This is a genomic window from Enterobacter sp. KBR-315C3_2022, from assembly GCF_041399425.1.
In the GTDB taxonomy this organism is placed as follows: Bacteria; Pseudomonadota; Gammaproteobacteria; order Enterobacterales; family Enterobacteriaceae; genus Enterobacter.
Genome location: NZ_JBGKEB010000010.1, coordinates 13,447 through 38,078, shown reverse-complemented (window position 1 = coordinate 38,078; position 24,632 = coordinate 13,447). Strand labels below are relative to the sequence as shown.

General features: G+C 54.1%; 29 protein-coding genes and 1 tRNA gene. 25 read left to right on the top strand and 5 right to left on the bottom strand.

Annotation, left to right across the window (positions count from 1 at the left end):
• Window positions 1–28: 28 nt before the first annotated feature.
• On the top strand, window positions 29–235 hold the full coding sequence (locus AB8804_RS12410; protein ID WP_371186521.1) for a hypothetical protein: 207 nt from the start codon (window positions 29–31) through the stop codon (window positions 233–235).
• Here the strand turns inward: AB8804_RS12410 and AB8804_RS12405 are convergent.
• From AB8804_RS12405 to AB8804_RS12395, 3 genes are read right to left on the bottom strand one after another with little or no spacing between them, the layout of a single operon-like run.
• Window positions 209–532 carry an ogr/Delta-like zinc finger family protein gene (locus AB8804_RS12405; protein ID WP_047362326.1) on the bottom strand — a complete coding sequence of 108 codons (324 nt, stop codon included), beginning with the start codon at window positions 530–532 and terminating at the stop codon, window positions 209–211. The genes AB8804_RS12410 and AB8804_RS12405 overlap by 27 nt on opposite strands.
• On the bottom strand, window positions 529–1,581 hold the full coding sequence (locus tag AB8804_RS12400; RefSeq protein WP_371186518.1) for a phage portal protein: 1,053 nt from the start codon (window positions 1,579–1,581) through the stop codon (window positions 529–531). The genes AB8804_RS12405 and AB8804_RS12400 overlap by 4 nt, the downstream gene beginning before the upstream one ends.
• Window positions 1,578–3,353: a terminase large subunit domain-containing protein gene (locus tag AB8804_RS12395; protein WP_371186516.1), complete on the bottom strand. Its 1,776-nt coding sequence runs from the start codon at window positions 3,351–3,353 to the stop codon at window positions 1,578–1,580. The genes AB8804_RS12400 and AB8804_RS12395 overlap by 4 nt, the downstream gene beginning before the upstream one ends.
• A gap of 172 nt (window positions 3,354–3,525) precedes the next feature.
• Between AB8804_RS12395 and AB8804_RS12390 the strand changes: the two genes are divergently transcribed.
• The 23 genes from AB8804_RS12390 (at window position 3,526) to AB8804_RS12280 (ending at window position 21,887) form a co-directional block, all read left to right on the top strand.
• Complete coding sequence (locus AB8804_RS12390; RefSeq protein WP_371186514.1) at window positions 3,526–4,320, top strand: GPO family capsid scaffolding protein; 795 nt, start codon at window positions 3,526–3,528, stop codon at window positions 4,318–4,320.
• Window positions 4,321–4,379: 59 nt separating this feature from the next.
• Complete coding sequence (locus AB8804_RS12385) at window positions 4,380–5,402, top strand: phage major capsid protein, P2 family (protein ID WP_297118898.1); 1,023 nt, start codon at window positions 4,380–4,382, stop codon at window positions 5,400–5,402.
• A gap of 3 nt (window positions 5,403–5,405) precedes the next feature.
• Window positions 5,406–6,107: a phage terminase small subunit gene (gene gpM, locus AB8804_RS12380; RefSeq protein WP_371186512.1), complete on the top strand. Its 702-nt coding sequence runs from the start codon at window positions 5,406–5,408 to the stop codon at window positions 6,105–6,107.
• A gap of 98 nt (window positions 6,108–6,205) precedes the next feature.
• A complete protein-coding gene (locus tag AB8804_RS12375; protein ID WP_371186510.1) occupies window positions 6,206–6,658 on the top strand; it encodes a head completion/stabilization protein in 453 nt (150 codons plus the stop codon).
• Complete coding sequence (locus AB8804_RS12370) at window positions 6,655–7,161, top strand: phage tail protein (RefSeq protein ID WP_371186508.1); 507 nt, start codon at window positions 6,655–6,657, stop codon at window positions 7,159–7,161. Before AB8804_RS12375 ends, AB8804_RS12370 begins: the two co-directional genes overlap by 4 nt.
• Window positions 7,158–7,865 carry a hypothetical protein gene (locus AB8804_RS12365; protein ID WP_297118889.1) on the top strand — a complete coding sequence of 236 codons (708 nt, stop codon included), beginning with the start codon at window positions 7,158–7,160 and terminating at the stop codon, window positions 7,863–7,865. Before AB8804_RS12370 ends, AB8804_RS12365 begins: the two co-directional genes overlap by 4 nt.
• Window positions 7,862–8,989 (top strand): DUF2586 domain-containing protein, encoded by a 1,128-nt coding sequence (locus AB8804_RS12360; RefSeq protein WP_371186505.1) that lies wholly within the window; start codon window positions 7,862–7,864, stop codon window positions 8,987–8,989. Before AB8804_RS12365 ends, AB8804_RS12360 begins: the two co-directional genes overlap by 4 nt.
• Entirely contained in the window at window positions 8,986–9,441 is a 456-nt protein-coding gene (locus tag AB8804_RS12355; protein WP_297118885.1) for a phage protein, read from the top strand. Before AB8804_RS12360 ends, AB8804_RS12355 begins: the two co-directional genes overlap by 4 nt.
• Before the next feature lie 9 nt (window positions 9,442–9,450).
• Window positions 9,451–9,738 (top strand): phage holin family protein, encoded by a 288-nt coding sequence (locus tag AB8804_RS12350; RefSeq protein WP_371186502.1) that lies wholly within the window; start codon window positions 9,451–9,453, stop codon window positions 9,736–9,738.
• Window positions 9,735–10,076, top strand: a complete 342-nt coding sequence (locus AB8804_RS12345) for a M15 family metallopeptidase (protein WP_371186500.1) — start codon at window positions 9,735–9,737, stop codon at window positions 10,074–10,076. The genes AB8804_RS12350 and AB8804_RS12345 overlap by 4 nt, the downstream gene beginning before the upstream one ends.
• Window positions 10,076–10,444: a hypothetical protein gene (locus AB8804_RS12340; protein ID WP_371186498.1), complete on the top strand. Its 369-nt coding sequence runs from the start codon at window positions 10,076–10,078 to the stop codon at window positions 10,442–10,444. Before AB8804_RS12345 ends, AB8804_RS12340 begins: the two co-directional genes overlap by 1 nt.
• Before the next feature lie 119 nt (window positions 10,445–10,563).
• Window positions 10,564–10,824, top strand: coding sequence for a putative phage tail assembly chaperone (locus AB8804_RS12335; RefSeq protein ID WP_126817091.1), 261 nt, complete (start codon window positions 10,564–10,566; stop codon window positions 10,822–10,824).
• 50 nt (window positions 10,825–10,874) lie between these two features.
• Window positions 10,875–11,015: a hypothetical protein gene (locus tag AB8804_RS12330; protein WP_371186496.1), complete on the top strand. Its 141-nt coding sequence runs from the start codon at window positions 10,875–10,877 to the stop codon at window positions 11,013–11,015.
• A complete protein-coding gene (locus tag AB8804_RS12325) occupies window positions 11,012–13,285 on the top strand; it encodes a phage tail tape measure protein (RefSeq protein ID WP_371186494.1) in 2,274 nt (757 codons plus the stop codon). The genes AB8804_RS12330 and AB8804_RS12325 overlap by 4 nt, the downstream gene beginning before the upstream one ends.
• A complete protein-coding gene (locus AB8804_RS12320) occupies window positions 13,282–13,611 on the top strand; it encodes a DUF2590 family protein (RefSeq protein WP_371186492.1) in 330 nt (109 codons plus the stop codon). The genes AB8804_RS12325 and AB8804_RS12320 overlap by 4 nt, the downstream gene beginning before the upstream one ends.
• Window positions 13,608–14,792: a baseplate J/gp47 family protein gene (locus AB8804_RS12315; protein ID WP_371186490.1), complete on the top strand. Its 1,185-nt coding sequence runs from the start codon at window positions 13,608–13,610 to the stop codon at window positions 14,790–14,792. Before AB8804_RS12320 ends, AB8804_RS12315 begins: the two co-directional genes overlap by 4 nt.
• A complete protein-coding gene (locus AB8804_RS12310) occupies window positions 14,785–15,372 on the top strand; it encodes a hypothetical protein (protein WP_371186487.1) in 588 nt (195 codons plus the stop codon). The genes AB8804_RS12315 and AB8804_RS12310 overlap by 8 nt, the downstream gene beginning before the upstream one ends.
• Window positions 15,373–15,381: 9 nt before the next feature.
• Window positions 15,382–17,484, top strand: a complete 2,103-nt coding sequence (locus AB8804_RS12305; protein WP_371186485.1) for a tail fiber protein — start codon at window positions 15,382–15,384, stop codon at window positions 17,482–17,484.
• Between the two features lie 11 nt (window positions 17,485–17,495).
• Complete coding sequence (locus tag AB8804_RS12300) at window positions 17,496–17,951, top strand: hypothetical protein (RefSeq protein WP_297118864.1); 456 nt, start codon at window positions 17,496–17,498, stop codon at window positions 17,949–17,951.
• A gap of 24 nt (window positions 17,952–17,975) precedes the next feature.
• The gene (locus AB8804_RS12295) at window positions 17,976–18,701 is read left to right on the top strand and encodes a hypothetical protein (RefSeq protein ID WP_371186483.1); all 726 of its coding nucleotides are present in this window, start codon (window positions 17,976–17,978) and stop codon (window positions 18,699–18,701) included.
• Window positions 18,673–19,221: a hypothetical protein gene (locus AB8804_RS12290; RefSeq protein ID WP_371186481.1), complete on the top strand. Its 549-nt coding sequence runs from the start codon at window positions 18,673–18,675 to the stop codon at window positions 19,219–19,221. The genes AB8804_RS12295 and AB8804_RS12290 overlap by 29 nt, the downstream gene beginning before the upstream one ends.
• 2 nt (window positions 19,222–19,223) lie before the next feature.
• Window positions 19,224–20,897, top strand: a complete 1,674-nt coding sequence (locus tag AB8804_RS12285) for a hypothetical protein (protein ID WP_371186479.1) — start codon at window positions 19,224–19,226, stop codon at window positions 20,895–20,897.
• Window positions 20,898–21,518: 621 nt separating this feature from the next.
• Window positions 21,519–21,887, top strand: a complete 369-nt coding sequence (locus tag AB8804_RS12280) for a hypothetical protein (RefSeq protein WP_371186477.1) — start codon at window positions 21,519–21,521, stop codon at window positions 21,885–21,887.
• Window positions 21,888–21,923: 36 nt separating this feature from the next.
• On the opposite strand, the gene AB8804_RS12275 is transcribed toward AB8804_RS12280, so the two are convergent.
• A tRNA-Ile gene (locus AB8804_RS12275) sits at window positions 21,924–21,999 on the bottom strand.
• 124 nt (window positions 22,000–22,123) lie between these two features.
• Between AB8804_RS12275 and mug the strand changes: the two genes are divergently transcribed.
• On the top strand, window positions 22,124–22,630 hold the full coding sequence (gene mug / locus AB8804_RS12270; RefSeq protein WP_371186474.1) for a G/U mismatch-specific DNA glycosylase: 507 nt from the start codon (window positions 22,124–22,126) through the stop codon (window positions 22,628–22,630).
• Window positions 22,631–22,734: 104 nt separating this feature from the next.
• On the opposite strand, the gene rpoD is transcribed toward mug, so the two are convergent.
• Window positions 22,735–24,579: an RNA polymerase sigma factor RpoD gene (gene rpoD / locus AB8804_RS12265; RefSeq protein WP_371186472.1), complete on the bottom strand. Its 1,845-nt coding sequence runs from the start codon at window positions 24,577–24,579 to the stop codon at window positions 22,735–22,737.
• Between the last annotated feature and the right edge of the window lie 53 nt (window positions 24,580–24,632).

The following is a 24,632-nucleotide window of genomic DNA, read 5'->3' as shown; positions in this document are numbered from 1 at the left end:
AGTATTGTTGTATTTTGTGGAGGGCTGCATGGATATCTTAGAGGCTTCAGCAAAGCTGGAGCGTATTGAACTACTGGCCAAAATAGCTCATGTGGGTGAAATCAGCGCGAAGGAAAAAACCATTGCTCTGACGTGGATTGGCGAGATAGCGGAAGAAATGCGGGACGTTGTACGTTCAGAAGTAAAAAACCCCCGGAGCGGGGGCATTTCAGGCGGCGGGTGCAGCTTTCAGTAAATCCAGGGCCATTTGCTTCTGATTGGGTGACAGGTTTTTCAGCAAAGTTTGCACCAAAGCGTCACCCGTTTTAGCGCTGGGGCTAAGAGTGTGGGAAAACGTCAAATTCATAACAAAGGTGTGTCCACACTCTACGTCAGCACAGGCGCAGTAGATATCTGCGATCTGGCGGTGTTTTCGGTTGGTCTTGCGAATCACAGCCTTAGAGCCGCATTCCGGGCATTCAATCTTCAGGACTCTCATATTCCATTCTCCGGCTGTCAAATAATGCCTGGATTTTAGCCTTTTTTGCATCATGCTGCACCCTTCACCGTTGTTTCTTCAGCAAAATTCAAATGTAAATGGCGCGGAATTTCCGGATCGCTGTTGATGGCCATCGCCAGGCGGCGCTGAATGGGCAGCACTTCATTCTTTTTGTAGGTGCGTTCAACCTTCTCCGGGTCGCCCAGCCCAGCAGTATTCTGCGGAACGATACCCGCTAGTCCGGCCGGGAAGCGGTGCGCGTTCAGAATGTCCTGGGCGCTGATGTTCTTCACGCTTGCAAATTCATCTTTGGCCGAAATGTCCCCCATCTCAATAAACTTGATCGCATCACCGTCGCCGCCAGGGATGTTCACCAGGATAGTGGAGAAGTTGCCGATCCCCTTGCTGTCCCGCAGCTGCTGTTCGATCTCCTCCTCCATTTCATCCGTCATGCTGGGGTCACGGGTATACAGAATGCCGCCCGTGTGTGCGCCGTTGTGGTAGTAGCGACGGCGGAAAATAACCGCCTCACTGTTCAATAGGGCAGAGTGAACGCCGCCGATGTAGTCCGGCAGTCCATAGATGTGCTGCTGCGGGTCGTACATCTTGATGAAAATGATATCTTCAGGTGAGAATGCCAGCGGCTCGCCTTCCTGTAAAACCACGTAATCCCCTGGCACAGTCTCCGCGTTTTCTCGCTCCTTTCGTCGGCGGAGGTAAAGCCCCGGCAGGGGCTGGAGCCCGATCACATCACCCCAGCCGTTACGGACTTTGGCCACGGCGATATCCCCGAAAGTCAGATAATCAAACACAGCGGCTTCCAGCTCGTCGAACGTCAGCCCGCCGCCCTGATAGTCCGCAGTGACCATGTTTTTACGGGCGTGGATAATCCCGCCGTGCTGGCCGTTCAGATTGATAAGCTGCGCCAGCGCCAGGCGGTCAATTGGCTGGGTGTAGTGATCGGCGGCGTTGTCGTACCAGATTTCCCGGTAATCGGTTCCGGTGGTCAGTACCGGTTCTGGCTTACCGAAGCTGATAATGCTCATTTTTTTTGATTTGTCGCCGCGCTGCTCGCGTTTCACAAATCGTTTCTTTTTGCTCATGCTGCTTGTTTCCTTACACCCCAGCGGGATTTTGGTTTGTTTTCATAGTTAAGTGGTTCGTTATGCAGGGCGTGGGTAATTGCCCAGAATGCCTCTGCGTGGCCAGTGTCCTGGGTGCGGTCCGCAACAAAGGTCATAGCGTTACCGCTCTGTGTGGTGGTACGCCGGACAGACATAAAGCTGGCCGGGATTTCCTTCAGGTTTTTGTCCCACTCGATACGCTGGCTTTCCACCACATCGGCGGCCTTCAGTACCAGCTGGTTTTTTGTGTTCATGTCGTAGCGAATCGGCACAACAACCTTCATGGCAAAGTGCTGGATGTTGTCAAAAACACCCTGGCCGATCCCTGTTACATCCACACCCAGATACGTGAAGTTGTACTGGTCGAACAGCTTTTCGATCTGCTTTGCCTGGTAGCGGAAGTTCATGCCCTTCCAGTAAATCACCTTCAGCACACGGAATTTCTCAACGGCAAAAATCGGCGGGGCGACAATCACAAAACACGACAAATCGCCGCTGCGTGCCGGGTCAAATCCTCCCCATACTGGCCTGTCTCCAAAGGGCCGTTTTGCGTCCGGGTCGTGATCCTGCCAGGTGTCCACCTCCACGCCGCACGCTTCCAGATCGGAAAAGCTGAAAACGGAATCCTTGCTGTCCACGAACACGCACATATAAAGCATGTCGAATGTGGCGGTGTTGTAGCGGTTGCGCAGCTTCTCAATGTTGGCCAGGTTGAAGCCACCCGCAATGGCATCTTCCATGGTGATGACATAGCGCCACTGGCCATCCGGACAGAGCCGGCCGCCGTCCCGCATTTCATCGAACAGCGGAAATTTGATGGCTGCGCGTTTCTTGCTGCCCTGTTTCCACTCTTCACCCGTCCAGAACGGGTAGGCCTGGTGCGTTTTGGCCGATGGCGTGGAAAAATAGGTGGTACGCCATTTGTCATGGGTGGCCATCGCACTAGCCACCTCGTTCAGTTTTGCGAAGTTGGGCACCCAAAAATATTCATCACAGTAAAGATGGCCACTGTATGACTGCGCGGTGTTTTTGTTGGTAGACAGGAAGCGCAGCTCTGCGCCGTTGCTTAAGCGGATAGGGTTCCCGGTCAGCGTGATACCGAAATACTGTTCGGCAATGTTGACGATGTAAGACCGGAACACCTCCGCCTGGGCTTTGGACGCGGACAGGAAAATTTGTGGATCGCCCGTCATTACCGCGTTTTCGAACGCCTCAAACGCAAAGTACCAGGTTGCACCGATCTGGCGACTCTTCAGGATGTTCCTAACCAGCTGGCCAATGTTGCGGCGCAGGTGCTTCTGATATTCGAAAAGGTGTTCGTCCGCCCAGGAGTCAAAATCTTCCTGAGTCAGTGACGAGATATCGTTTTTCTTGTACTTGCGTTTACCGCGGGGTTCGTCTTCGTTATCCCCTCGCGCAGCTGCTTGCCGTTCTCCCTGGCTACTGGCCAGCTTTTCTTTATGCTTATTGCTCTGCGCACGCAGCTTTGTGGCGTGAGCAATAAGCAAATCCATTTCTTTTAAATCCAGATCCGTTTTATTGTCACGCCCGGCTAACAGCTGGTAACGGCGTTCAATTGCCTCCTCTGTACTTTCGAAACTGAGCAGGTCAGCCCATTTATATTTTTCCGCCCAGTAGTAAACGATCCGCGCATTCGGCAGATTTAATTCTGATGCAATTTCTTTCGGCGTGTAGCGGCGCAGGTAAAGAGCGCGGACAACGCCTTTTAATTCGTCTGAGTATTTAGCCATAGATTTAATTATGCCGTGGTGCTGATGAAAAAACGGTGGGGTAAATTCGGGGCTGTTCGGTAATGGCTTATAACCGAACTGTTCAGAATAAAGCGTAATGCGGGGATGCGTTTAATTAGCAATAATCAAATCCACAGCAAGGGAAACAGTTAATCGACAGAGGGGGAAATATGTGTCGCATTTAAAAACTGGCTGGCTGTGTGTTGCTACTGAAGGCGATACGGTTGATGGACGCGTGCTGGAACGGCGATGGATTATCGACATGGGGGAAACCTATGACCCTAACCATTACGCCGCTTTACTCTGGCCAGAACACGAGCGCTACGCCGGAAACTTTGGTGAAGTGCTGGAAGCGATGTGGCAGGACGGTGATGACGGGCTGGCGCGGCTGTATGTCAGCCTGTGCCCGAATAAGCGCCTGATTTACGCAAATGATGAAGGCCAGCTGCTTTATTTCTCCGTCGAGCCGGAGCTGAACTGGCGCGGAGGGGATCGTACATATCTGAAGGGGCTGGCTGTCACTGACAACCCGGCAAGTGTAGGAACGACACGGCTGCGCTTTAGTCAGCGCAAATTAAATAAACAGGGATATTACAGTTGTGTGATTTCCCGCAACGGTAAAATTACGCAGGAAGGGAAGATGAAAAACTGGCAGAAATTGTTTGGTATTCAGCCGAAATTTGAAGATGAAAATCCGCAGGACGATCCACCTGCTGATGATAAATTGCAGGCGCTGGCGAGTGCGCTGAACGATCTGGAAGCACGGGTGGGTAAAATTGAAACCCAGCTTAATTCCGTGCAGGACGATGTTGACACTATCACCGAAGTCGTAGACACGGAAGAGTTTGCCGCTATTCGTGATAATGCAAAAGAGATTGTTACCCGATTTAACGATCTGGGTAATAAAGGCGGTCAGCGCAAACAGCGTCAGGTGCCAGCCAAATCAGGTAAATTTAGTTACCTGTAATTAACCGCAACGCGAATAAGCAAAACATTTTTATTATCGCTTAATTGCGAGGGAGTCTTATGTTACTGAATAACCGTGCGCGGGATTTGCTGGACAACTATACGGCGGGGCTGGCGCAGCATTTTGGCACGCAAAACCCTGGACGTTATTTTTCGTTAAATGACCCGCAGGAAACAGCGCTGCGTCTGGCCATGCTGGAGTCCGTGGAGTTCCTGAACTGGATCACCACGCTGGACGTTGACCAGTTGAGTGGCCAGGTCGTCAACGTGGGCGCGTCTGTTCTCCATACCGGACGCAGCGAAACAGGCCGTTTTGTCCGCCAGGTAGGCGTTGACGGCAATACTTACTCACTGGTTGAGACAGACAGCTGCGCGGCGCTGCGCTGGGATCTGCTTTCCGTCTGGGCGAACGCCGGGAAGGAAGAAAACGAGTTTTACAACCTGGTGCAGACCTTCAGCACACAGGCGTTTGCCATGGACATGCTGCGTATCGGCTTTAACGGTACACACCGCGCCAAAACCACAGACCCTAAAGCCAACCCAAATGGCGAAGATGTCAATATTGGCTGGCATGAAATCATGAAAACCATGATGGACGGCAAGCAAATCATGACCGATCCAGTGGTCCTCGATCAGGCGGGTGATTACAAATCGCTGGATGCGATGGCCTCCGATCTGATTAACGCCAAAATTCCGGCACAGTTCCGCAATGACCCGCGCCTGGTGGTGCTGGTAGGTGCTGACCTGGTGGCTGCTGAACAGTACAGACTGTTCCAGGCCGCAGATCGCCCAACGGAGAAAATCGCGGCGCAGCTGCTGGGCAACACTATTGCTGGCCGTCAGGCGATTATCCCGCCGTTCATGCCGGGCAAACGCATGGTGGTTACGCCCCTTTCTAACCTGCACATCTACACCCAGCGCAACACGCGCCAGCGTAAAGCGCGCTTTGAAGATGATCGCAAACAGTTCGAAAACAGCTATCTGCGTAATGAAGGCTATGCGATTGAAGAGCCGGAGCTTTACGCGGCGATTGATGAAAATGCCGTGACAATCGGCAAGCCGTCAGAGCCAGTGGAGGGTTAATCAATGTCACTTTCACCCGCGCAGCGTCATAACCAGCGCATTGCAATGGAGCAAAAGCTGAAGCAAAGCCTGGCCGTTGGCACCACGGAAAGCATGCACCTGCTTATTAAGGCGCTGGAAACAGACGTGGAACAGGTGCGGAGCCTGCCGCTGATTGCTGACCGCGTTGAGCATAAGCGCAATGTGCTGCTGCCGAAATGGGTTCCGACTGTGGAAGCGTATCTGGCCAGCGACCAGGTGTATGCCAATCCGGTTATGGCCTGGTGCGTGATCTGGCTGTTTGACGTGGGCGATCTGGAAAAGGCGCTGGAATGGGCAGATATCGCTATTGCCCAGCAACAGGCCACGCCGGAAAGGCTGCGCAGCAATTTCCCAACGTTCGTGGCCGATACGATGCTGGCCTGGGCGGAGGAGTCTGCGGGGCGCGGGGAAAGCATTGAACCGTATTTTTCACGCACGTTTGAGAACGTGGCCACCAGGTGGCGGCTGCATGAGCAGGTGACAGCGAAATGGTACAAGTTCGCCGGGTTGCAGCTGCTGCGCGGTGAGGATGGCCAGAAAACAGCGGCGGGTGTGGACGATGTGGAAACACTTCAGAAAGCCGATCAGCTGCTGGCTACCGCTGAACAGTATTACCTGAAAATCGGCGTTAAAACGCAGCGGCAGACCATCGCCGCACGTATCCGAAAACTGACGCAGGGTTAAAGACTACCAACCGCCAGGCGGGCGCGGTGGAGGGCAGAAACACGATGTGAAGCTGCGCCGTGGAAACCGGACAGCCCGCCTATTTTTTCGGGGGAGCCATGTTTAGTGGAAAGCCGCTTGATTATCAGGACGAGCCGCTAAAAAACGAAGGATTCTGGCCAGACCTGAACCTGAAGGACTTTCAGGCACAGCGAGCGATCCCGGCTGATGTTGACGCGGACACCGTTGCCCAGGCGCTGCTGGCGGCCGTGGCGGAGGTGAATGCGGAGCTGGAAAAAGTGGAAGTCAGCTGGAAGGCAAAAGGCGTTCTGAGCGCAGGGGACGCGCCGGGGGCAAGGATGGGGGAGTTAAACGCCCTCTGTGCACAGTACACAAAGGCGGTTTTTGCCAGGGCAAAAGCGGACCTGTTGGGGGAGTTTGCCACCGTTGGGCGGCGTGACTCTCACCCTGGCCAGGAAAGCACGGAAACCCGCGCCGGGTTACTGGCAGAAGCATCTGTTGTGATCCGCCGTATGAAGGGGCTGAAAAGAGCCACGGTGAAGAAGGTATGAACCAGACACAGCTTGAAAACCTGACGGCGTTTTTTACCAGCAACGTGCCAGCCCGTGCGATGAAGGCTTTTGGCAGCGTCGTTGATGAAATGGAGTTCGTACCGGCTGCTAAGGATTTGGGGCTGGGGCAGTACCGTCAGGCGGTGATCCGCTATGACGCGGTACTGAGCTGGGAGCGTTTCCCGTATCGCCTGTGTCCGCCGCAGCTGCTTATGTCGCTGATGGCTGCCTGGCTCGATGAGGCAGACAGGGAACTACTGGAAGAAATCGGGGTAACAGAGGCCGATCCGCAATGGGATGTGTCGGTGGCCGATGAAGAAACCGCCGATATTGTACTGACGGTTCCCATGGCGGAAGCGCTGGTGATCCGTGAGGACGAAAAGGGATTAATCCCCTGGCAGGGAAAGCGCTGGTCCCTGGTTGAGCCGGAGATCTGGACGGCACTGACGGCAACGATTTACGGCGTGGATGAATCCGGTGCGCCTGTAGGCGATGTGTCGTGATTGCCGGAGGGGAGCTTAACAAGCGCCAGCTGGGGGAGCTGAAAAAGGCGCTGGCCAGCATGGAGCTGCCGCCCAAGAAACGGCAGCGGCTGCTGTGGCGAATGGCCAAATATGGCGTGATTGCTGCCGCCAAACGCAACGTGCGGAACCAGGAGGCGCCGGACGGGGGAGCCTGGGCAGGGCGCAAAACAAAGCGCAAAGGGAAGATGCTGCGCAATATGCCGAAACTGCTACATATCCGGGAAATGCCTGAAATTCAGGCCGTACGGATCTACTTGCAGGGCGGCGGCTACCGGAACGGAGAAACGCCTGTACCCGCTGGCACGGTGGGATATTCGCAGCAAAACGGCATGCGCGTCCGGGTGAGTCGTGCCAGCCAGCCAGGGAAGGCACAGGCGGGAAAGATGGCCACCGCTGCGCAGGGAAAGAAACTACGTGCGCTGGGCTACCGGGTGCGCCGGGGGAAGCGCTGGAAAAAGCCCACTATCCGGGAAATAACCAGCGAAATGCCATACGGACAGGCGGGCTTGCTTATCCGGAAGTTAAGCGGCAAGGCCGTTAAAACAAGCTGGACTATCGATCTCCCCTCCCGCGTATTTCTGGGAATGGGTGATGAAGACTTTAACAAGGCGCTGGCACGCCAGCTTCAGGCCATTGGCTTTGGCTGGGATGTAAATGCGCAGGATATCAGAGGGAGAACATGACCTGGCCAAATGTAACCGTTAACCAGGTAAACCAGTTACTGGGTGAAACCAACGAGGTGGAACGCACGGTGCTGTTTATCGGTACGGGAACCAAAAATACAGGCAAGACCCTGGCTGTGAACACCCAGAGCGATTTTGACGCGCTTCTGGGTGAGGCTGACAGCCAGTTAAAAAAGGATGTTTTGGCGGCAGTGTCTAACGCTGGCCAAAACTGGTGGGGGTTCGTCCATGTGCTGGCTGCTGACAGCGAGCCGGACGCATGGGTTAAAGCGGTGCTGGCCGCGCAGGTGTCGTGCTCTGTTGAAGGCGTGGTGCTGAGCAATGACATTTCCACAAAGGTGGAAATTAACCAGGCCATAACGCTGCGTGCGGATCTGATCGGCAAATATGGCCGCTGGGTATGGTTCATTCTGGCCACGCAGGGAATACAGGATGAAGAGGGGCAGTCGGATTACCTTGCGCGTATGTCCAATCTCCAGGACGGCATTGCGGAAAAAGCGGTGCAGCTGGTTCCCCGGCTTTGGGGGAATGAACCGGGCGTGCTGGCTGGCCGTCTGTGTAACCGAGCCGTCACCGTGGCGGACAGTCCGGCGCGCGTAAAAACGGGAGCGCTGGTCAGCCTGGGCAGCGATGAACTGCCACTGGATGGCACAGGCGCGGTGCTGGAACTTGCCACGCTTCAGGCGCTTGAGGCGCAGCGCTTCAGCGTGCCGATGTGGTATCCGGACTATGACGGGTTCTACTGGTCAGACGGCCGCACGCTGGACGCGGAAGGGGGCGATTATCAGTCCATCGAAACGCTGCGCGTGGCCGATAAAGCCGCACGACGAGTGCGTCTGCTGGCCATCGGCAAAATCGCAGACCGATCACTGAACAGCACGCCGGGAAGCATTGCAGCCCACCAGACGCTGTTTGCCAGGCCACTGCGCGAAATGTCCACGGCAGCAAACATCAACGGGGTTTCATTCCCCGGCGAAGTGAAGCCTCCGCAGGATGGTGATGTAACCATTGTCTGGAAAAACAAAAAGGCGGTGGAGATTTACATTGTGGTGCGTACCTGGGAAGTGCCGCTGCAAATCACCATTAGTCTGTTACTGGATGCCAGCCTGGAGGCCGCCGCATGAGTAAACGTATTTCGGGGATGTCGTTTGATACTTACGTTGATGGCGATCTGATCCACATCGAGAAAATTTCTCTCGATATCACGGACAACAGCGCCGCCGCGCAGACCCGTGGCGTGCCGGATGGCCACGTTGACGGGGATGTGTCCGCAGAAGGTGAAATTGAAGTCAGTTCCAAAGTGCTGAGTGTGCTGACGGCAAAAGCACGATCGGCAGGTTCATGGCGCGGTATTGAGCCAGTGGATTTCCTCTTCTATGCCAAAGCGGGTAGCGAGGAAGTCAAGGTGGAGACGTTCGGCTGCAAACTTCAGCTGAGTAACCTGCTGGATGTTGATCCGAAGGGGGGCAGCGTGGCCACGCACAAAATCAAATATTTTGTGACCAGTCCGAAGTTCGTGAACATCAACGGCGTTCCGTATCTGGAAGCGGAAGCCACGGAAAACCTGATCGGTTAAGGGGCAGGGATGCAGGAGTATGAAAAAGGCGCACTGACGCTGGCAGTTATGGGGGCGCTTATCGCGCTGGGTAAGCTACTGTCCAGCAATGAGCCTGTTACGGCACGGCTGGCCATCGGGCGCGTGATTGTCGGGAGTGCGCTTTCAGTGGCGGCGGGTTCGGCGCTGTATCTGGTTCCGGAACTACACCCGCTGGCGCTGCTGGGGATTGGTTCGGCGCTGGGGCTGGCCGGGCTTCAGGGGGTTGAACTGTGGCTCAGACGTAAAGGGATTAAACCGGGGGCAGGTAAATTATGACGTTAAGTGAAAAGCAGCAGCTGTTTACCGTGATGGTGGCCAGTCTGATCCACTGGGCTGAAGACCACGGCTATCGTCTGACGTTTGGCGAGGCGTACCGCACGCCGGAACAGGCCGCGCTGAACGCTAAAAAGGGCAGCGGCATCACTAACAGTCTGCATACCCAGCGCCTGGCCGTGGATTTTAATCTGTTCGTAAATGGTCAGTACAAAACGGACACCGCTGATTATCTCCCGCTGGGTGAATACTGGGAATCGCTGGGCGGTACGTGGGGCGGCCGTTTTAAATCCCGTCCGGACGGCAATCATTTCAGTCTGGAACATAACGGGGTGCGCTGATGACAAACGGCCAGTGGCTGGTAGTGGTTGCGCTGGCGTTTGTCTGGGGCTGGCTGACCGCTGACTGGCGGCGTGACAGTCTGGAGCTGGCGATAAACTCCGCCGCGCAGGTTGCGGGTAACAAGTCCCGCAGGGCGATGCTGGAGATTGCCAGCGAATCCGCCAGGGGGCTGGAAGAGAAGCTGGAGGCGCTGGAAAGTGGCAGACCGAGGGAAATCAGGACGGAAATCCTTAAGCCGGTATTCACTAACGTTTGCGTGTCTGATGATTTTATCCGGATGTATAACGCAACCGTCGAAAATACCGAACGTACCTTATCAGGAAAACCTGAAGCGAAAATGCCCAACGGAAAATCTTCCGCGCATTAAGGGTAATACCGGGGCGGATATCGCTGCCCCTGCTGTTGAATATCAGGATTTATATTCTGTGTGTGCAGCACGTCATAACGCGCTGATTGATGAAATAAATAAACGAGAGAGTGTATTAAATGGAACAGAAAATTAACCTGGTTGTATGTGGTAAAGAAATTGTATTCGCGCCTAACCAGACCGCCTATAACAAATTCATTAATGAAATGGCGATGGATAACAAGGTTGCCCCGGCGCATAGTTATTTAATCCGTATTGTAGAGCCGGAAAGTAAAGACGCGCTGGCCGAGCTTTTAAAACGTCCGGGTGCAGCGTTGCAGCTGGCTGGCAAGGTAAATGAAATTTACGCGCCTGAGCTGGAAATTGAAGTAAAAAACTGACAAAGCGAGTCCGGACTATTGAGATAAACGGACTCGAACAGTATTTAATTTTGCGCCGCCATTATTTACCCCATGGGGAAGATTCCATTGATGATATCGCCGCCGCTATCTGGCTGGATAATCGCCAGTGGGAAAATATGCGTATTGCTGTTGCAAACGGAATAAGCACTGCTTTTAAAGGCGATGAATGAAACAGTTAGATTTTACATTAAGCCTGATCGATAAATTGTCCCGCCCTTTAAAACAGGTGCAGAACAATGTGACCGGCTTTGCGGAAAAATCAGCGGCAGCGTTTACGAAGATTGGCGGCGGCGTGCTGGCGCTGGCCGGAACGGGCATGGCCATCAAAGGCGCATTGTCCCCGGCCATAGAAATGTATGACGCACTGAACGAGGCGGCCGCAAAAGGTATCGACGATTCTGCGCTGAAAACTGTCCGGCGCGATGCGCTCATGTTTGGCATGACCTACGGAGCCAGCGCGGTGGAGTTTGTTCAGTCCACTGAAACAATCAATGCGGCCATCGCCGGGCTGACGGGCAATGAACTGCCGAAAGTGGCCAAAGTCGCCAACGTCCTGGCGTTTGCCATGAAATCAACCGCGGCGGAAACGTCGGAATTTATGGGGCAGATGTTCGGTAACTTTTCGTCTGATGCCGCACGCCTGGGCAAAGTCCAGTTCGCTGAACAGCTGGCCGGAAAGATGGTTTACATGCGCAAAACCTTCGGCGCGGAAATGGGCACTATCAAAGACCTGATGGAAGGCGCGCGCGGCGTGGGGACCAACTACGGTGTGGGGCTGGATGAACAGCTGGCCGTGCTGGGACAACTGAGCCGCACGCTGGGAACGGAAGCGAGCAGCGCTTACGAAGGCTTTATGACGGGCGCGATTGATGGTGCTAAAAAGCTGGGGCTGTCCTTCACTGACGCTACCGGAAAAATGCTGTCCATGCCTGAAATGCTGGCAAAGCTACAGGGCAAATATGGCAAGAGCCTGGAAGGGAACCTGAAGGCTCAGGCGGAGCTGGATGAAGCCTTTGGGGACAGTTCGGCGGTGGTTAAGCAGCTGTATGGCAACGTGGCGCTGCTTCAGCGGAATATTACCGAGCTGGGCGGCGCTGACGGGCTGAAGCGTACCCAGGAAATGGCGGCCAGAATGGTGAAGCCGTGGGATCGCTTTATTGCCATCCTGACGGCCATTAAAACCGTCATTGGCCTGACGCTGATCCCGGTGCTGTATCCGTTGCTGAATCGCCTGGCAGATATGGGGCAGACCTTTGCCCGGTGGATGCAGCTGTTTCCCAATATCGCGCGGGTGGTGGGTTATGCCGCGCTGGCGCTGTTGAGCTTTGCCGCGGTGGGAGCCATCGCCAATATCGTGATGGGCGTCAGTACGTTTGTGATGATGGGCATGACGAAGGTGCTGGCACCAGTGGCCAGACTGCTGGGACTCAATCGCCTAGCAATGCTCGCCAGTAGCGCCGTGACGCAGCTGTTTACTGCCGGATTACGGGGGCTGCGTGCCGCACTGCTGGCCGCCAGTATTGCCGCCCGCGTGGGTTCTGCTTCGTTTTTACTGATGATTGCCCCTGTTGCGGCCGTTGCCCTGGCTATTGCTGGCGTGGTGCTGGCGGTCATTAAGTTCTGGCAACCTATCAAGGCTTTCGTCAGCGGTTTTATCAGTGGTTTCAGCCAGGCCAGTGGCGCACTGACTCCGTTTAAAGGGCTGTTCAGCGGCATCGCCACGGCGGTAGGCTGGGTATGGAACGGAGTGAAAACGCTGTTTGGCTGGTTTGGAAACCTGCTTTCCCCGGTGCAAATGACCGCGGAAAAACTGGGCGGCGTGACCAGCGCGGGGGAAACCTTTGGTCGTGTCGTGGCGGGGGCGGTTGGCATGGTTCTGACTCCGTTTGAGCTGGTTTATCGTTCCATTCAAACGGTCATTGAGATGTTCGGGATCGTGATTGAGGGCTGGGGCGATGTGGTTAACGCCTTTGATATAAATTCCCCTGTCGCGTCCTTTGAAAAAATGGCCAGCGTGATCGGGAACGTGTTCGGGAAATTGTGGGACACCCTGAAAGGTTCATTTACCGGAACGTACAACTGGATTATTGAAAAGCTGAACAAAATACCGGGTGTGGATATCGCCCTGGCTACTGATACTGGATCGGGAACAAATAAGGGAATCCCTTTCAATTCAAAACATGTTGATTATGGCGTGAATATTACGCCGCAGTTAACGCGGAATACGTTATTACCGGAGCCGCCGCCAGCAGTTGCCCCCAGCGTGCTTTTAACTGGTGGGGAGCTTAAAGGCGTTGAGCGTGGCGGGATCAGTAAAACCATAAACAGCAATTCAAAATCTGTTACGGACAACAGCCGCAAAATTGACACGGTGAATATTTATCCGAAAGAAACGCTTTCACCGGGACAGTTGCAGGAGTGGCAGGAGCTAAACCCATGAGTGATTTGCTTTACATCGATCTGCTGATTGAAAACGGTAATTTTGTTCTGAATACCGGGAAAGAGCCTGTGCTGTGTAATAACCGCAAAAGCATCGGGCAGGACATTATTCACAGCATTCTGGAAAGCGGTCTGGCCACGCAGCTGATCGGCGAACGTAGCCCGACTTTACGCGCGGATATCTTCACGCAGCTGGAGCTGCTGATTGAAGAGGATGAACGCATTATGCCAGGCACGGTGGAAGTGAGTGAGGAAAGCCAGAAGCGCTTATGGGTGACGGCGAGCACGTATGACTTTGGCGGAATATCGGCGCAGGTGGAGCTATGACGGAAAAGCCGCAGGTAGATTTTGAAGAGGTGGTGAAGTCCAGCGGAATGCCCGTTACGGAAGAGGCGGTACGCACCCGGTTCAATGCCATCGCCGCACAGGAAGGGCTAATCACAAACACGTCGCGCATGTCTCCGTTCTGGCGGCTCATTACCGCCATTGTGACCGCGCCAGTGATGTGGCTGAAGGATGCGCTGGTGTCGGTGGTTTTGGCCAATATGTTTGTGGCCACTGCGGGCGGGCAGATGCTGCGTCTGCTGGCCTGGGCGGTGAACGTCACGGCTAAACCTGCCAGCGCTGCGGAAGGAGTGATCCGCTTTTACAAAGAGGATTCAAAACAGGCCGTCACCGTGACGGCGGGAACGGTAGTCCAGACTGAAAGGATTAACGGCAAAGTTTATGCCATGGCCACAGTGGCCGATGTGGTGATCCCGTCCGGCACGGCAAGTGCTTTACTGGACGTCAAAGCCACCGGAACGGGCGGCGCGTACAACCTTGCGCCGGGCTATTACCGCATTCTGCCCGTGGCGGTGGACGGTATCAGCCATGTGGCCAGTGAAGAGGACTGGCTAACCGTTCCGGGGGCAGACGAAGAAAGCGATGACGAGCTGCGCGAGCGCTGCCGGAACCAGTTCAACCTGGTGGGGAACTATCACACGGATGCAGTTTATCGTTCGATGATTGCCAATGTTGCCGGGCTGAGTATCGATCGGATCTTCTTTCTGCATGACGCGCCCCGTGGTCCAGGTACAGCAAACGCATATTTGTTACTGGATAGCGGGGTAACGTCTGAGCCGTTTATTGAAGCGGTTAATGACTATATCAACACGCAAGGCCACCACGGCCACGGGGACGATATGCAATGTTTTGCCATGCCGGAAACCCGTCACGATCTGAGCGTGACGGTGTACGTCAGGAACCTGAGCAACTTTGAAGCGGAACAGCAGGACACGCTGAAGAAAGGGATTGAAAACCTGATCCGCTGCGCCTTCAGGGAGAACACGGATTATGACGTGAAAAAAACATGGCCATATTCCCGTTTTTCGTTTTCGCAACTGGGGCGCGAGGTGCACAAAACCTTCCCGGATTCGGATTCCATTGAGTTTTCGCTGAAGGATATCACCAGCGATCTGAGTGTACCGCGCCTTAACTCCTTAACGGTGAGCCTGAAAGATGACTGATTTTCTCAAGAAACTGGCCAGCATGGCGCTCCCGTCCTGGATGAACAAAGGTGAGCCGCTGGCGTTACTGAAAACGGCCAGGACGTTCTGGGCGGAGGTTTACGGCTGGATAACGTGGCCGCTAAGGCAGTTTGACCCGCTGACCTGTGTTGAACCGGTACTGAACCTGATTGCCTATGACCGGGATATCACCCGGTTCAGCGGGGAGCCGCTGAGCCTGTACCGCAAGCGCGTGGCCTATGCCTTCATCAATGCCCGTGACGCGGGTTCTGTGGAAGGGTTTATCAATATTTTTGATCGGCTGGGGATTGGTTATGTGGAGCTGGTAGAGCGCCAGCCAGACATTGACTGGGACGTGATCATGGTGCGCGTCACGGACAGCCAGATTGCGGACAACACGCAGCTGATGATTCAGATAATCCGGCAGTACGGGCGAACCTGCCGCCGCTATCAGTTTGAAGTGATTACGTCTGAAAGCCTGGCTATACGGGCAGGGTGGGACCAGGGGGAATACGTGGTTTATCCGGCACGTCTGGGCAGTGCTGTAACCAGCAGCGCAACATTTAGCGCGAGTTTATAGGGAGATTTTATGTCACAGACTGCGATCACACTTGCCTTTGAGCAGTGGAAGGCCAGCCAGGCGGTTACAGGTGAACCCGTTCTGCTGGATGAATTTATTTTTGCCAACGTACCGGGGCTGGATGCCTCCGCGCCGATCGAGCGCGATGAACAGCTGCCACCTGCTGGCCAAATCGTTCACCGCCAGGCCGTCACCCGTAAGGGCGTAGTAAATGAAAATGCCGTGGTGCATTCAGTGGTGCTTGGCGCTGATGTGGGCGATTTTTCGTTTAACTGGATTGGTCTGATCAATAAGGCAAGTAACACCCTGGCCATGATTGTTCATGCTCCCATGCAGCAAAAGCTGAAAACGAAAGATGGCCAGCAGGGAAATGTGCTCACCCGTTCGTTTTTGATGGAGTATAACGGCGCGCAGACTGAAACCGGGATCGATACTCCGGCAGAAACCTGGCAAATTGATTTCACTGCCCGTATGGCCGGAATTGACGAGCGGCAGCGCCAGGAAAATATCGATCTCTATGGAGCTGCGGCTTTTCTGGGGGATGGCTATCTGGTCGATAAAAACGCGTCACAATACTTTGTGACTGCCGGAACCGGATACGTTTGCGGGCTGCGTTCACACCTTGCCGCTAACCAAAACATAACGCTGAAAGCCGGGGCTTCAAAAGTCTGGCTGGATGTGGCCTGGACGGGAACCCTGGCCAGCGCGTGGGGCGTCAGCAGTAAAATTACCCTGGCGGAGAATCTTGAAGATTATGTGCAAAATGGCGTGCAGCACTATGTGTTCGCCGTGGCCAGTATTGATGCAAACGGCATAATTACCGATCTGCGCCCTAAAGGCTCGCTAAACGATCAGGCGGCCACGGACGCTTTGAAACAGCATGAGCAATCCCGGAATCATCCTGATGCCTCCACCACGGAGAAAGGTTTTACCCGATTAAGCAACGCAACGGACAGTGATTCGGATGTACTGGCTGCAACGCCTAAAGCGGTGAAGGCTGTTTATGATTTTGCCGCAAAGAAATACACGGCGCAGGATGCCAGCACAACGCAAAAAGGAATTGTGCAGTTAAGCAGTGCAACGGACAGCGATTCAGACGTTCTTGCGGCAACGCCTAAGGCGGTGAAGTCTGCATACGATCTGGCTAAAGGCAAATACACGGCGCAGGACGCTACCACGGGACAAAAGGGGATTGTCCAGTTAAGTAGCGCAACGGACAGCGTATCTGAAACGCTGGCCGCAACGCCGAAAGCGGTGAAGGCCGCTAACGAGAATGCCAACGGGCGTGTGCCGTCCACACGCAAGGTTAACGGGCACGCGCTGACGGATGATGTGAGTGTTACCGCGCAGGATATTTTTAACGGCCAGGCTGTGGGGATCGGAAATGCCGTTGACCTGAATACCCTTACCACACCGGGGCTGTATTATCAGCCCGCAAACGCACAGGCGGCTACCGGGAAGAACTATCCCGAAGCCAATGCGGGGGCGCTGGAAGTGTATAAACACGCCGGGATTACGCAGATATACCGGGTTTATAACAATTCCCGCTCGTATATTCGCACGCTCTACAGTGGAACGTGGACGGCCTGGATAAAGCAATATGATGCGGCAAATAAGCCAACCGCCGCGGATATCGGCGCGCTGCCGAGTAATGGAAATGCAGTATCAGCAACTAAGCTTCAGACTGCGCGCACAATTGGCGGCGTTGCATTTGACGGCACGGGGAATATAAACCTGCCGGGAGTGAATACCCAGGGAAACCAGAACACCACGGGCAACGCGGCGACGGCAACCCGGCTACAAACGGCGCGAACCATTAATGGCGTATCGTTCAACGGCACGGCGAATATCACTATCCCGGCCAGCGCTATAGGTTCGTATACCAAAGCCGAAAGTGATGCGCGATATGTACAGAATATTCGCAGGGGACCGCAGCAGTTTATGACGCCGGGTGAAAATGGAATATGGAACGGATTTGAACTGGGGAATGGATATTTTACCGGAACAAGAAATCACACTGATGATGGTAACAGCAAGTTTAGCCAATATTACTATCGTGTAGCGCAGGTTTATATTCAGTCAAAAGGCTGGGTTGATACGGGTTCAGCATAAGGATATTTGATATGTACAAAGGAGAATATGCAGGGACATTCCTGAGGCATCACACTGAAACAAGCGTTGAAGGTGTTGAGTTCTGGGTGGCTTTAAACGAGGATGGAGAGGATTACTACGATATTCGTGAACAGCGAAAACAGAAATATGTTCTGCTAACTATCCCTGAAAGCAACATTGTCAGCGGTATAGATGAAGAGGGCATGTTTTCATTTCCTTACCCCTATAAAGTTTATTTTTTGGATTCATTGCCGGAAGGACTTCAGGTTGGGGCTTTTATTTATGATGGTAATGAGTTTAAACCTTATATTGATGTGGGAGCGTGGAAACATAACATGAATTTAAAAATCAAGGATGAAATGATTCAGTCGATTATAAAAGGCGAGGCGCGCCCGGATTTGCAGGAAAAGAAAAGTATTGTTGATGCATATGAAGGGGATGGATATAACCCCCCATTACCTTTTTGAAGGATTTTCCTGAGGTTATTTTATATGTGGCGCGAAGCAAAACTGGCATTTACTGATTCAGTGGCATCATTAAATTGTTCCGTTATTCCGGTACATCCATGGTTATACGGAGTAGGGCAACAGACAGAAAACGGCGCGTATCTCAGCCCGGTAAACGCAATCAATTACCTGGCTGACAAACTGGCCGGAACGGGCGGCGCGGCGGATATCGTGATCATGATGGTTTCTGGCCAGACGCATGACAGCTTTATGGCCAGTCTGAATAAACTTGTTGATGTATTCCCCTGTCCGGCATTTACCCAGGTGCGGAGGCTGGCGCAGTCCGCCGCGCAGCTGGCGGCGGAGAAAATGCAAATTCCGGCGAAATACAGTCAGAGTCTGCCAGCGGCGATCCCGCTTTCCGTCCCTACGAGCCGCACTGCCCTGGCGGCCGCAGCGGTGAAGAAAGCCCAGCAGGAGGCCGCAGACATTGCGGATTTGACGGCCTTAAAAAAACTGATGGGGGATTTTAAGCAACAGCGCGAAAGCCTGATCTCTGGCATTGCCAACGGCTTAACGGAATTGCAGGGTAAAAGTGCCAGGGCATGGGTGTTTACCGCCAGCGGCGATCTGCCATCCACGCTTCTGGAGCTGGTAAAAGGGATTCCGCTTCAGTCCTCCGTGTACACCGCCGCCATGATGCTGGTTGGCGACAATCTTGATGGCATAAAAGGAATGATACATGACATCGAACCCGACACTGGCGCTTAACGGTGAAGCCATTCTGCTGAAGAACATGCGCGTGACCGTATCGCAGCAGTTCCAGGACAAAGACCAGTCCGGCCAGACGAGTGCAACCACGAAATCCGAGCAGGGCATAAAAGGCAAGGAGCTGCGCGTTTCAGGCGAAATTCCATATAAAAACCCGGAGATCCTGCGCCGTATCTTTGAGCTGGCCAGCGCGACGGATGCCACCGGCCAGCGCCAGAAATACCGCGTTGCACACGAGGCGGCGCGGGCGGTGAATTTTCGTGAGGCGATTTTTACCGGAACACTGGACGCGCCGCCGCAGGACGGGCGTATGTCCTGGCTGGTTACGTTTACCCTGGCCGAACATATCAGCGTGCAGGAAAAACGCGAGGCCAGAGCAAGCGGCAAAGCCAAAGCCGTGAAACAAACGGCGGGAAGTGGCGGAGTCCAGAACGGTGGCCAGGCAGCTGGCGAGGATGAAGAAAAACTGACGTGGTTTGAAAGCAACGTACTCAAGCCCGTAAATGACGCACTGGCGTAATCATGAAACCTATCAAACGCTTATATCTTTCAACGGATGAAATTCACCTGGCTGATGCCAGCCTGGTGCTGGAGCTGAACAGCTGCGGCCGGGGGTTTATTACAGCCGGAACAACGCAGGACTATACGGGGAAACTGGTCCGTCTCGATGTGGGTTACACCGATCTGGTGTTGCGCTGGTTTACCGGATACGTGGAACGCTCGCAACCTGCTGAAAACGGCTTTCAGCGTTTGTTTGTCCGGGAACTGGTAGGCGTATTCGAACGCCTGTGGCCATGTTCCTTCCAGCATCCCACGCTGCGTGATGTGGCCAGCTGGCTGACAGAAAACAGTGGATTAACCTTCAGCGTGCCGGATGCAGAATATTCAGACCGTCCGATCCCACATTTCACCCACAGCGGAACGGGTTATCAGCTGCTGGATAATCTCGGAAAAGCTTTCGGCATTACGGATTACGTCTGGTATCAGCTGCCGGACGGCGCGGTATATGTTGGCGGCGCGGAGAAAGCCCTGTTTGCTGGCCGTCCGATTGAGATCCCGCATGAATTTAATCAGGGAACGGCCGGGGGAAACTCAATAACGCTTCCCCTGGTGCAGAGTCTGCGCCCCGGCGTGGAGCTGAACGGGGAAAGGGTGACAAAAGTTCACCTGCAAAATGACACGATGGCCGTTACCTGGACACCCCGCAACCGTGCGACGGGTGAACCACTGCAAAAAACGCCCGTTCAGCGCCAGATTGAAAGCCATTATCCGGAGCTTGCATCCGGGATGCATTTGCCAAAGTTTGGTCGTGTGTTGAATCCCGTTGAGGCAGTGAAAAGCGGCAGTTTCTCCGATCCGTTCCGTCCCCGCTATGCGGTTGACGTGCAGCTGCTGGACGCGGACGGCAACCCGGAAAAAGACACGCCTGTTTATTCGGCCGTTCCGCTGCCGGTTCCTATGGCGGGTAATGATTCGGGGATGTTCCAGTTTCCGCCAGAGGGAACGCTGGTTGAAATCGCTTTTACTGGCGGACGGCCGGATAAGCCTTTTGTGCGGCAGACCGTGCCGGACGGAACCAGTCTCCCGGATATCCAGCCTGGCGAGCAGCTGCAACAACAGCGCGCGGAAGTGTCGCAGCGCGTCACCCAGGCGGGGGACTGGGTGAGGCAGACAGACCAGACGATCAGTGAAACCTCAATGGCGCGGGTGGTTAAGGCCGATACAGAACAGCGGGAGCTGGTCAGCCGCGAAATCACAGTTAACGCCACGGATAAAATTACCGTGCTGGGTACGTCCACACTGATGGCCGGAGCCATTCAGCAGGTATGCACGGGGGATTACAGCCAGGCTGTGAATAACCGCGTGGCGAGTATTGGCGGCAATGATGAAACGGACATAGCCGGGAGCCAGACAGTTACAACGGGTAAAGACCTGATCGAGAAAATTGGCCAGATACGCAAAAGCGTGGCGGCCGTCGAACAGCAGATTATCGCCCCGGTGGTATGGATTGGCTCTGACACTGTCAACGTGGCACAGCTGATGCTCGACACGCTCGATGTAATGAAAGAGCTGGCAGAGCAAACGGCAAACCACACGCACAGCAATACGGGCACGCCTACCAACGCGGGAGCAATCCGGAACGCCGGAGTGAAAGCGGACACGCTGAACGGCAAATACTCCCCACTGATCGGCTAATAACCCAGAACAGAACATAACCCGCGAAAGCGGGTTTTTTTATGTCTCCTGTCCCCCGTAGGGGATATCTATCTTCTTACCCCCTTAATGGGATGTTGCCACACGCAACCAGCGGCGCTCTGGCGCGTTCCAGCCTTTCAGACAGTAAACGCCACCTTTAAAACAGATCGTGCTAACAGCAGGGCGCTGGCGCGTCACAGCACAGCAAAAAAAAATCTTTCGCAGACAAAAATCGCACTACACCGCACCCGCCTGCGGTTTTTGGATCATAAAAATTTTTCAGTTTTATTTTTGTGCAAACCAGACCGACAGACCGCGCCAGCGCTGGCGGCTTTGCGGAAAACCAGAACTGAAAAGATTGAAAAGAATTTCAGTGTTTTTCATTTTCATGGATCTGGAAAGGATCTGAGTAAAATCATAAGTAATTGAAGAATAGTATTATTTTAAATTTTATGCGTGTCGAAAGGATCGTTTTGGCCTTCCGCTTCGGTCCGCGGGGATGCAGCTCATGCCAGAGCTGGGGCGGTACAAGGCAAAACAGAGCGGTGCTGGAAAACTGAAAAAGTTACGCACTATAATGCTGTATGCATAAACAGTGTTTTTGAGGGGGAGGTAAAGCCAATGCGAAAAGTTTCTATCAACGGCGCGGTTTTTATTTTTATGGCCAGAGGTGAAAAGCTTAAGGATTCTGACTGGATACCTTCCAACGGAACGCCGGACATGAAATACGTTTTATGGCCACGCGGCGAAGGGTGGGATGTGCGTTATCTGAAGTTCGGCACAAAGGGCGTTGAGTGGTTGCCAATTCAGGCAAATATTTTTTTCGATGAGTCCTCTGCGTGGCAGGGCGCATTTGGACATTGGATGGAAATCTGTGAACGTATGAACAGCTTGCTGGGTCTTTCAGGCTCTGATAATCAACCCGGCATTTTTAACTCGTGCGACACTTTTGCGACACTGGGGTTTGATAATGAAAAAACCACCTTCTGAAAGGTGGCTTAAAGATATGATTTTAAAGCTAAAATTTGGTGGCCCCTGCTGGACTTGAACCAGCGACCAAGCGATTATGAGTCGCCTGCTCTAACCACTGAGCTAAGGGGCCGTGGCGGTGAATTATAGAGTAACTCCCCGTTGCAATCCAGCCATTCGCACCTGCCTGCTGTTTTTATAAACAACGCATAATCAATCCTTTATACTTCTATAACGATGTATAGAGCGGAGTAGGCATGATCAACGATATTCTGGCCCCTGGGCTGCGGGTGGTGTTTTGCGGTATCAATCCGGGTAAGTCCTCGGCGCATACGGGTTTTCATTTTGCTCATCCGGGAAACCGCTTCTGGAAAGTGATTCACCAGGCGGGATTTACCGACAGGCTGCTGAAGCCGGAAGAGGAGCAGCATCTGCTGGACACGCGCTGCGGGATCACCATGCTGGTCGAACGCCCTACGGTGCAGGCGAGCGAGGTGAATCTGCACGAGCTGCGCAGCGGCGGGCGCGAGCTGATGAAGAAGATTGAAGACTATCAGCCGGCAGCGCTGGCGATTCTGGGGAAACAGGCCTACGAACAGGCGTTTAGCCAGCGCGGCGCGATGTGGGGTAAGCAGAGCATCACGATTGGCGTCACGCAGGTGTGGGTGCTGCCAAATCCGAGCGGATTGAACAGGGCGACGCTGGACAAGCTGGTAGAGGCATATCGCGAGCTTGATGAAGCGCTGGTGGTGCGTGGGCTTTAGCGGCCTCTGCGTTCACTGCCCCTCACCCTGGCCCTCTCCCCATAGGGGCGAGGGAAAAAACAAAAAAGCTCCCCGAAGGGAGCTTTTTCACAATGCCGGACGGATTAGTCGTCCAGGAAGCTACGCAACACTTCAGAGCGGCTCGGATGACGCAGCTTGCGCAACGCCTTCGCTTCGATCTGACGGATACGTTCGCGGGTCACGTCAAACTGTTTACCCACTTCTTCCAGCGTGTGGTCGGTGTTCATATCGATACCGAAACGCATGCGCAGCACTTTTGCTTCACGGGCGGTCAGGCCAGCCAGCACGTCGTGCGTCGCGGCGCGCAGGCTTTCGGTGGTGGCAGAGTCCAGCGGCAGCTCGAGGGTGGTATCCTCGATGAAATCACCCAGATGCGAATCTTCATCATCACCGATTGGCGTTTCCATGGAGATTGGCTCTTTGGCGATCTTAAGCACTTTGCGGATCTTGTCTTCCGGCATCAGCATGCGCTCGGCCAGCTCTTCCGGCGTCGGCTCGCGGCCCATCTCCTGTAGCATCTGGCGGGAGATACGGTTGAGCTTGTTGATGGTCTCAATCATATGCACCGGAATACGGATGGTGCGCGCCTGATCCGCGATAGAACGGGTGATCGCCTGACGGATCCACCAGGTTGCATAGGTGGAGAACTTGTAGCCGCGACGGTATTCAAACTTATCTACCGCTTTCATCAGGCCGATGTTGCCTTCCTGAATCAGATCCAGGAACTGCAGGCCGCGGTTGGTGTATTTCTTGGCGATAGAAATAACCAGACGCAGGTTCGCTTCAACCATCTCTTTCTTCGCGCGGCGGGCTTTCGCTTCACCGATGGACATGCGACGGTTGATGTCTTTTACCTGCTCGATGGTCAGGCCGGTCTCTTCTTCAATCTGCTGCAGCTTCATCAGGCCGCGCTGCACGTCTTCTTTCACGTCGTGCAATTTTTCGGACCACGGCTTGTTCATCGCGATAGCGGCGTTGAACCAGGTTTCGCTGGTCTCATTGCCGGTGAAGAGAGTGATGAAGTTCTTCTTCGGCATTTTGCACTGCTCAACGCACAGCTTCATGATGATGCGTTCCTGGGTACGCACGCGATCCATCATCACGCGCATGCTGTTCACCAGGTAGTCGAACTGTTTTGGCACCAGGCGGAACTGCTTGAAGACTTCAGACAGCTTCAGGATCTGTTCCTGAGCGGCAGCGTGGCTGCGGCCTTTCGCCTTGATGGTGTCGCGGGCCAGCTCGTACTGGGTACGCAGCTCAGCAAACTTCTCGCGCGCCAGCTCAGGATCGATGCTGTTGTCGTCATCGCTGCTGTCGTCGTCTTCTTCTTCATCTTCGTCTTCGTCGTCATCCATCTCTTCCTGAGACAGCTCTGAACCGACGTGAGTGGCGGTTGGCGCCAGGTCTTCTTCAGCGTTCGGATCGACGAAACCGGTGATCAGATCGGACAGGCGAGCTTCTTCAGCCTCAACGCGATCGTACTGCTCAAGCAGGTAGGTGATGGCTTCAGGGTATTCGGCAACGGAGCACTGAACCTGGTTGATCCCGTCTTCGATGCGTTTTGCGATGTCGATTTCGCCTTCGCGGGTCAACAGCTCAACGGTACCCATTTCGCGCATGTACATGCGGACCGGGTCAGTGGTACGCCCGATCTCGGATTCAACGCTGGACAGAACCTGTGCAGCGGCTTCTTCTGCATCTTCATCAGTGTTGTTGGAGTTTTCAGCCAGCAACAGATCATCGGCATCAGGTGCTTCTTCCATCACCTGAATGCCCATGTCGTTGATCATTTGGATGATGTCTTCGATCTGATCTGAATCGACGATATCTTCCGGCAGATGGTCATTGACCTCGGCATAGGTCAGATAGCCTTGCTCCTTACCGCGTTGGACAAGAAGTTTCAGCTGTGACTGCGGGTTTTGCTCCATAAGACGGTATCCACACTTAATTCGTTTGATTGGTGTTGACGATGGGGCTGCCA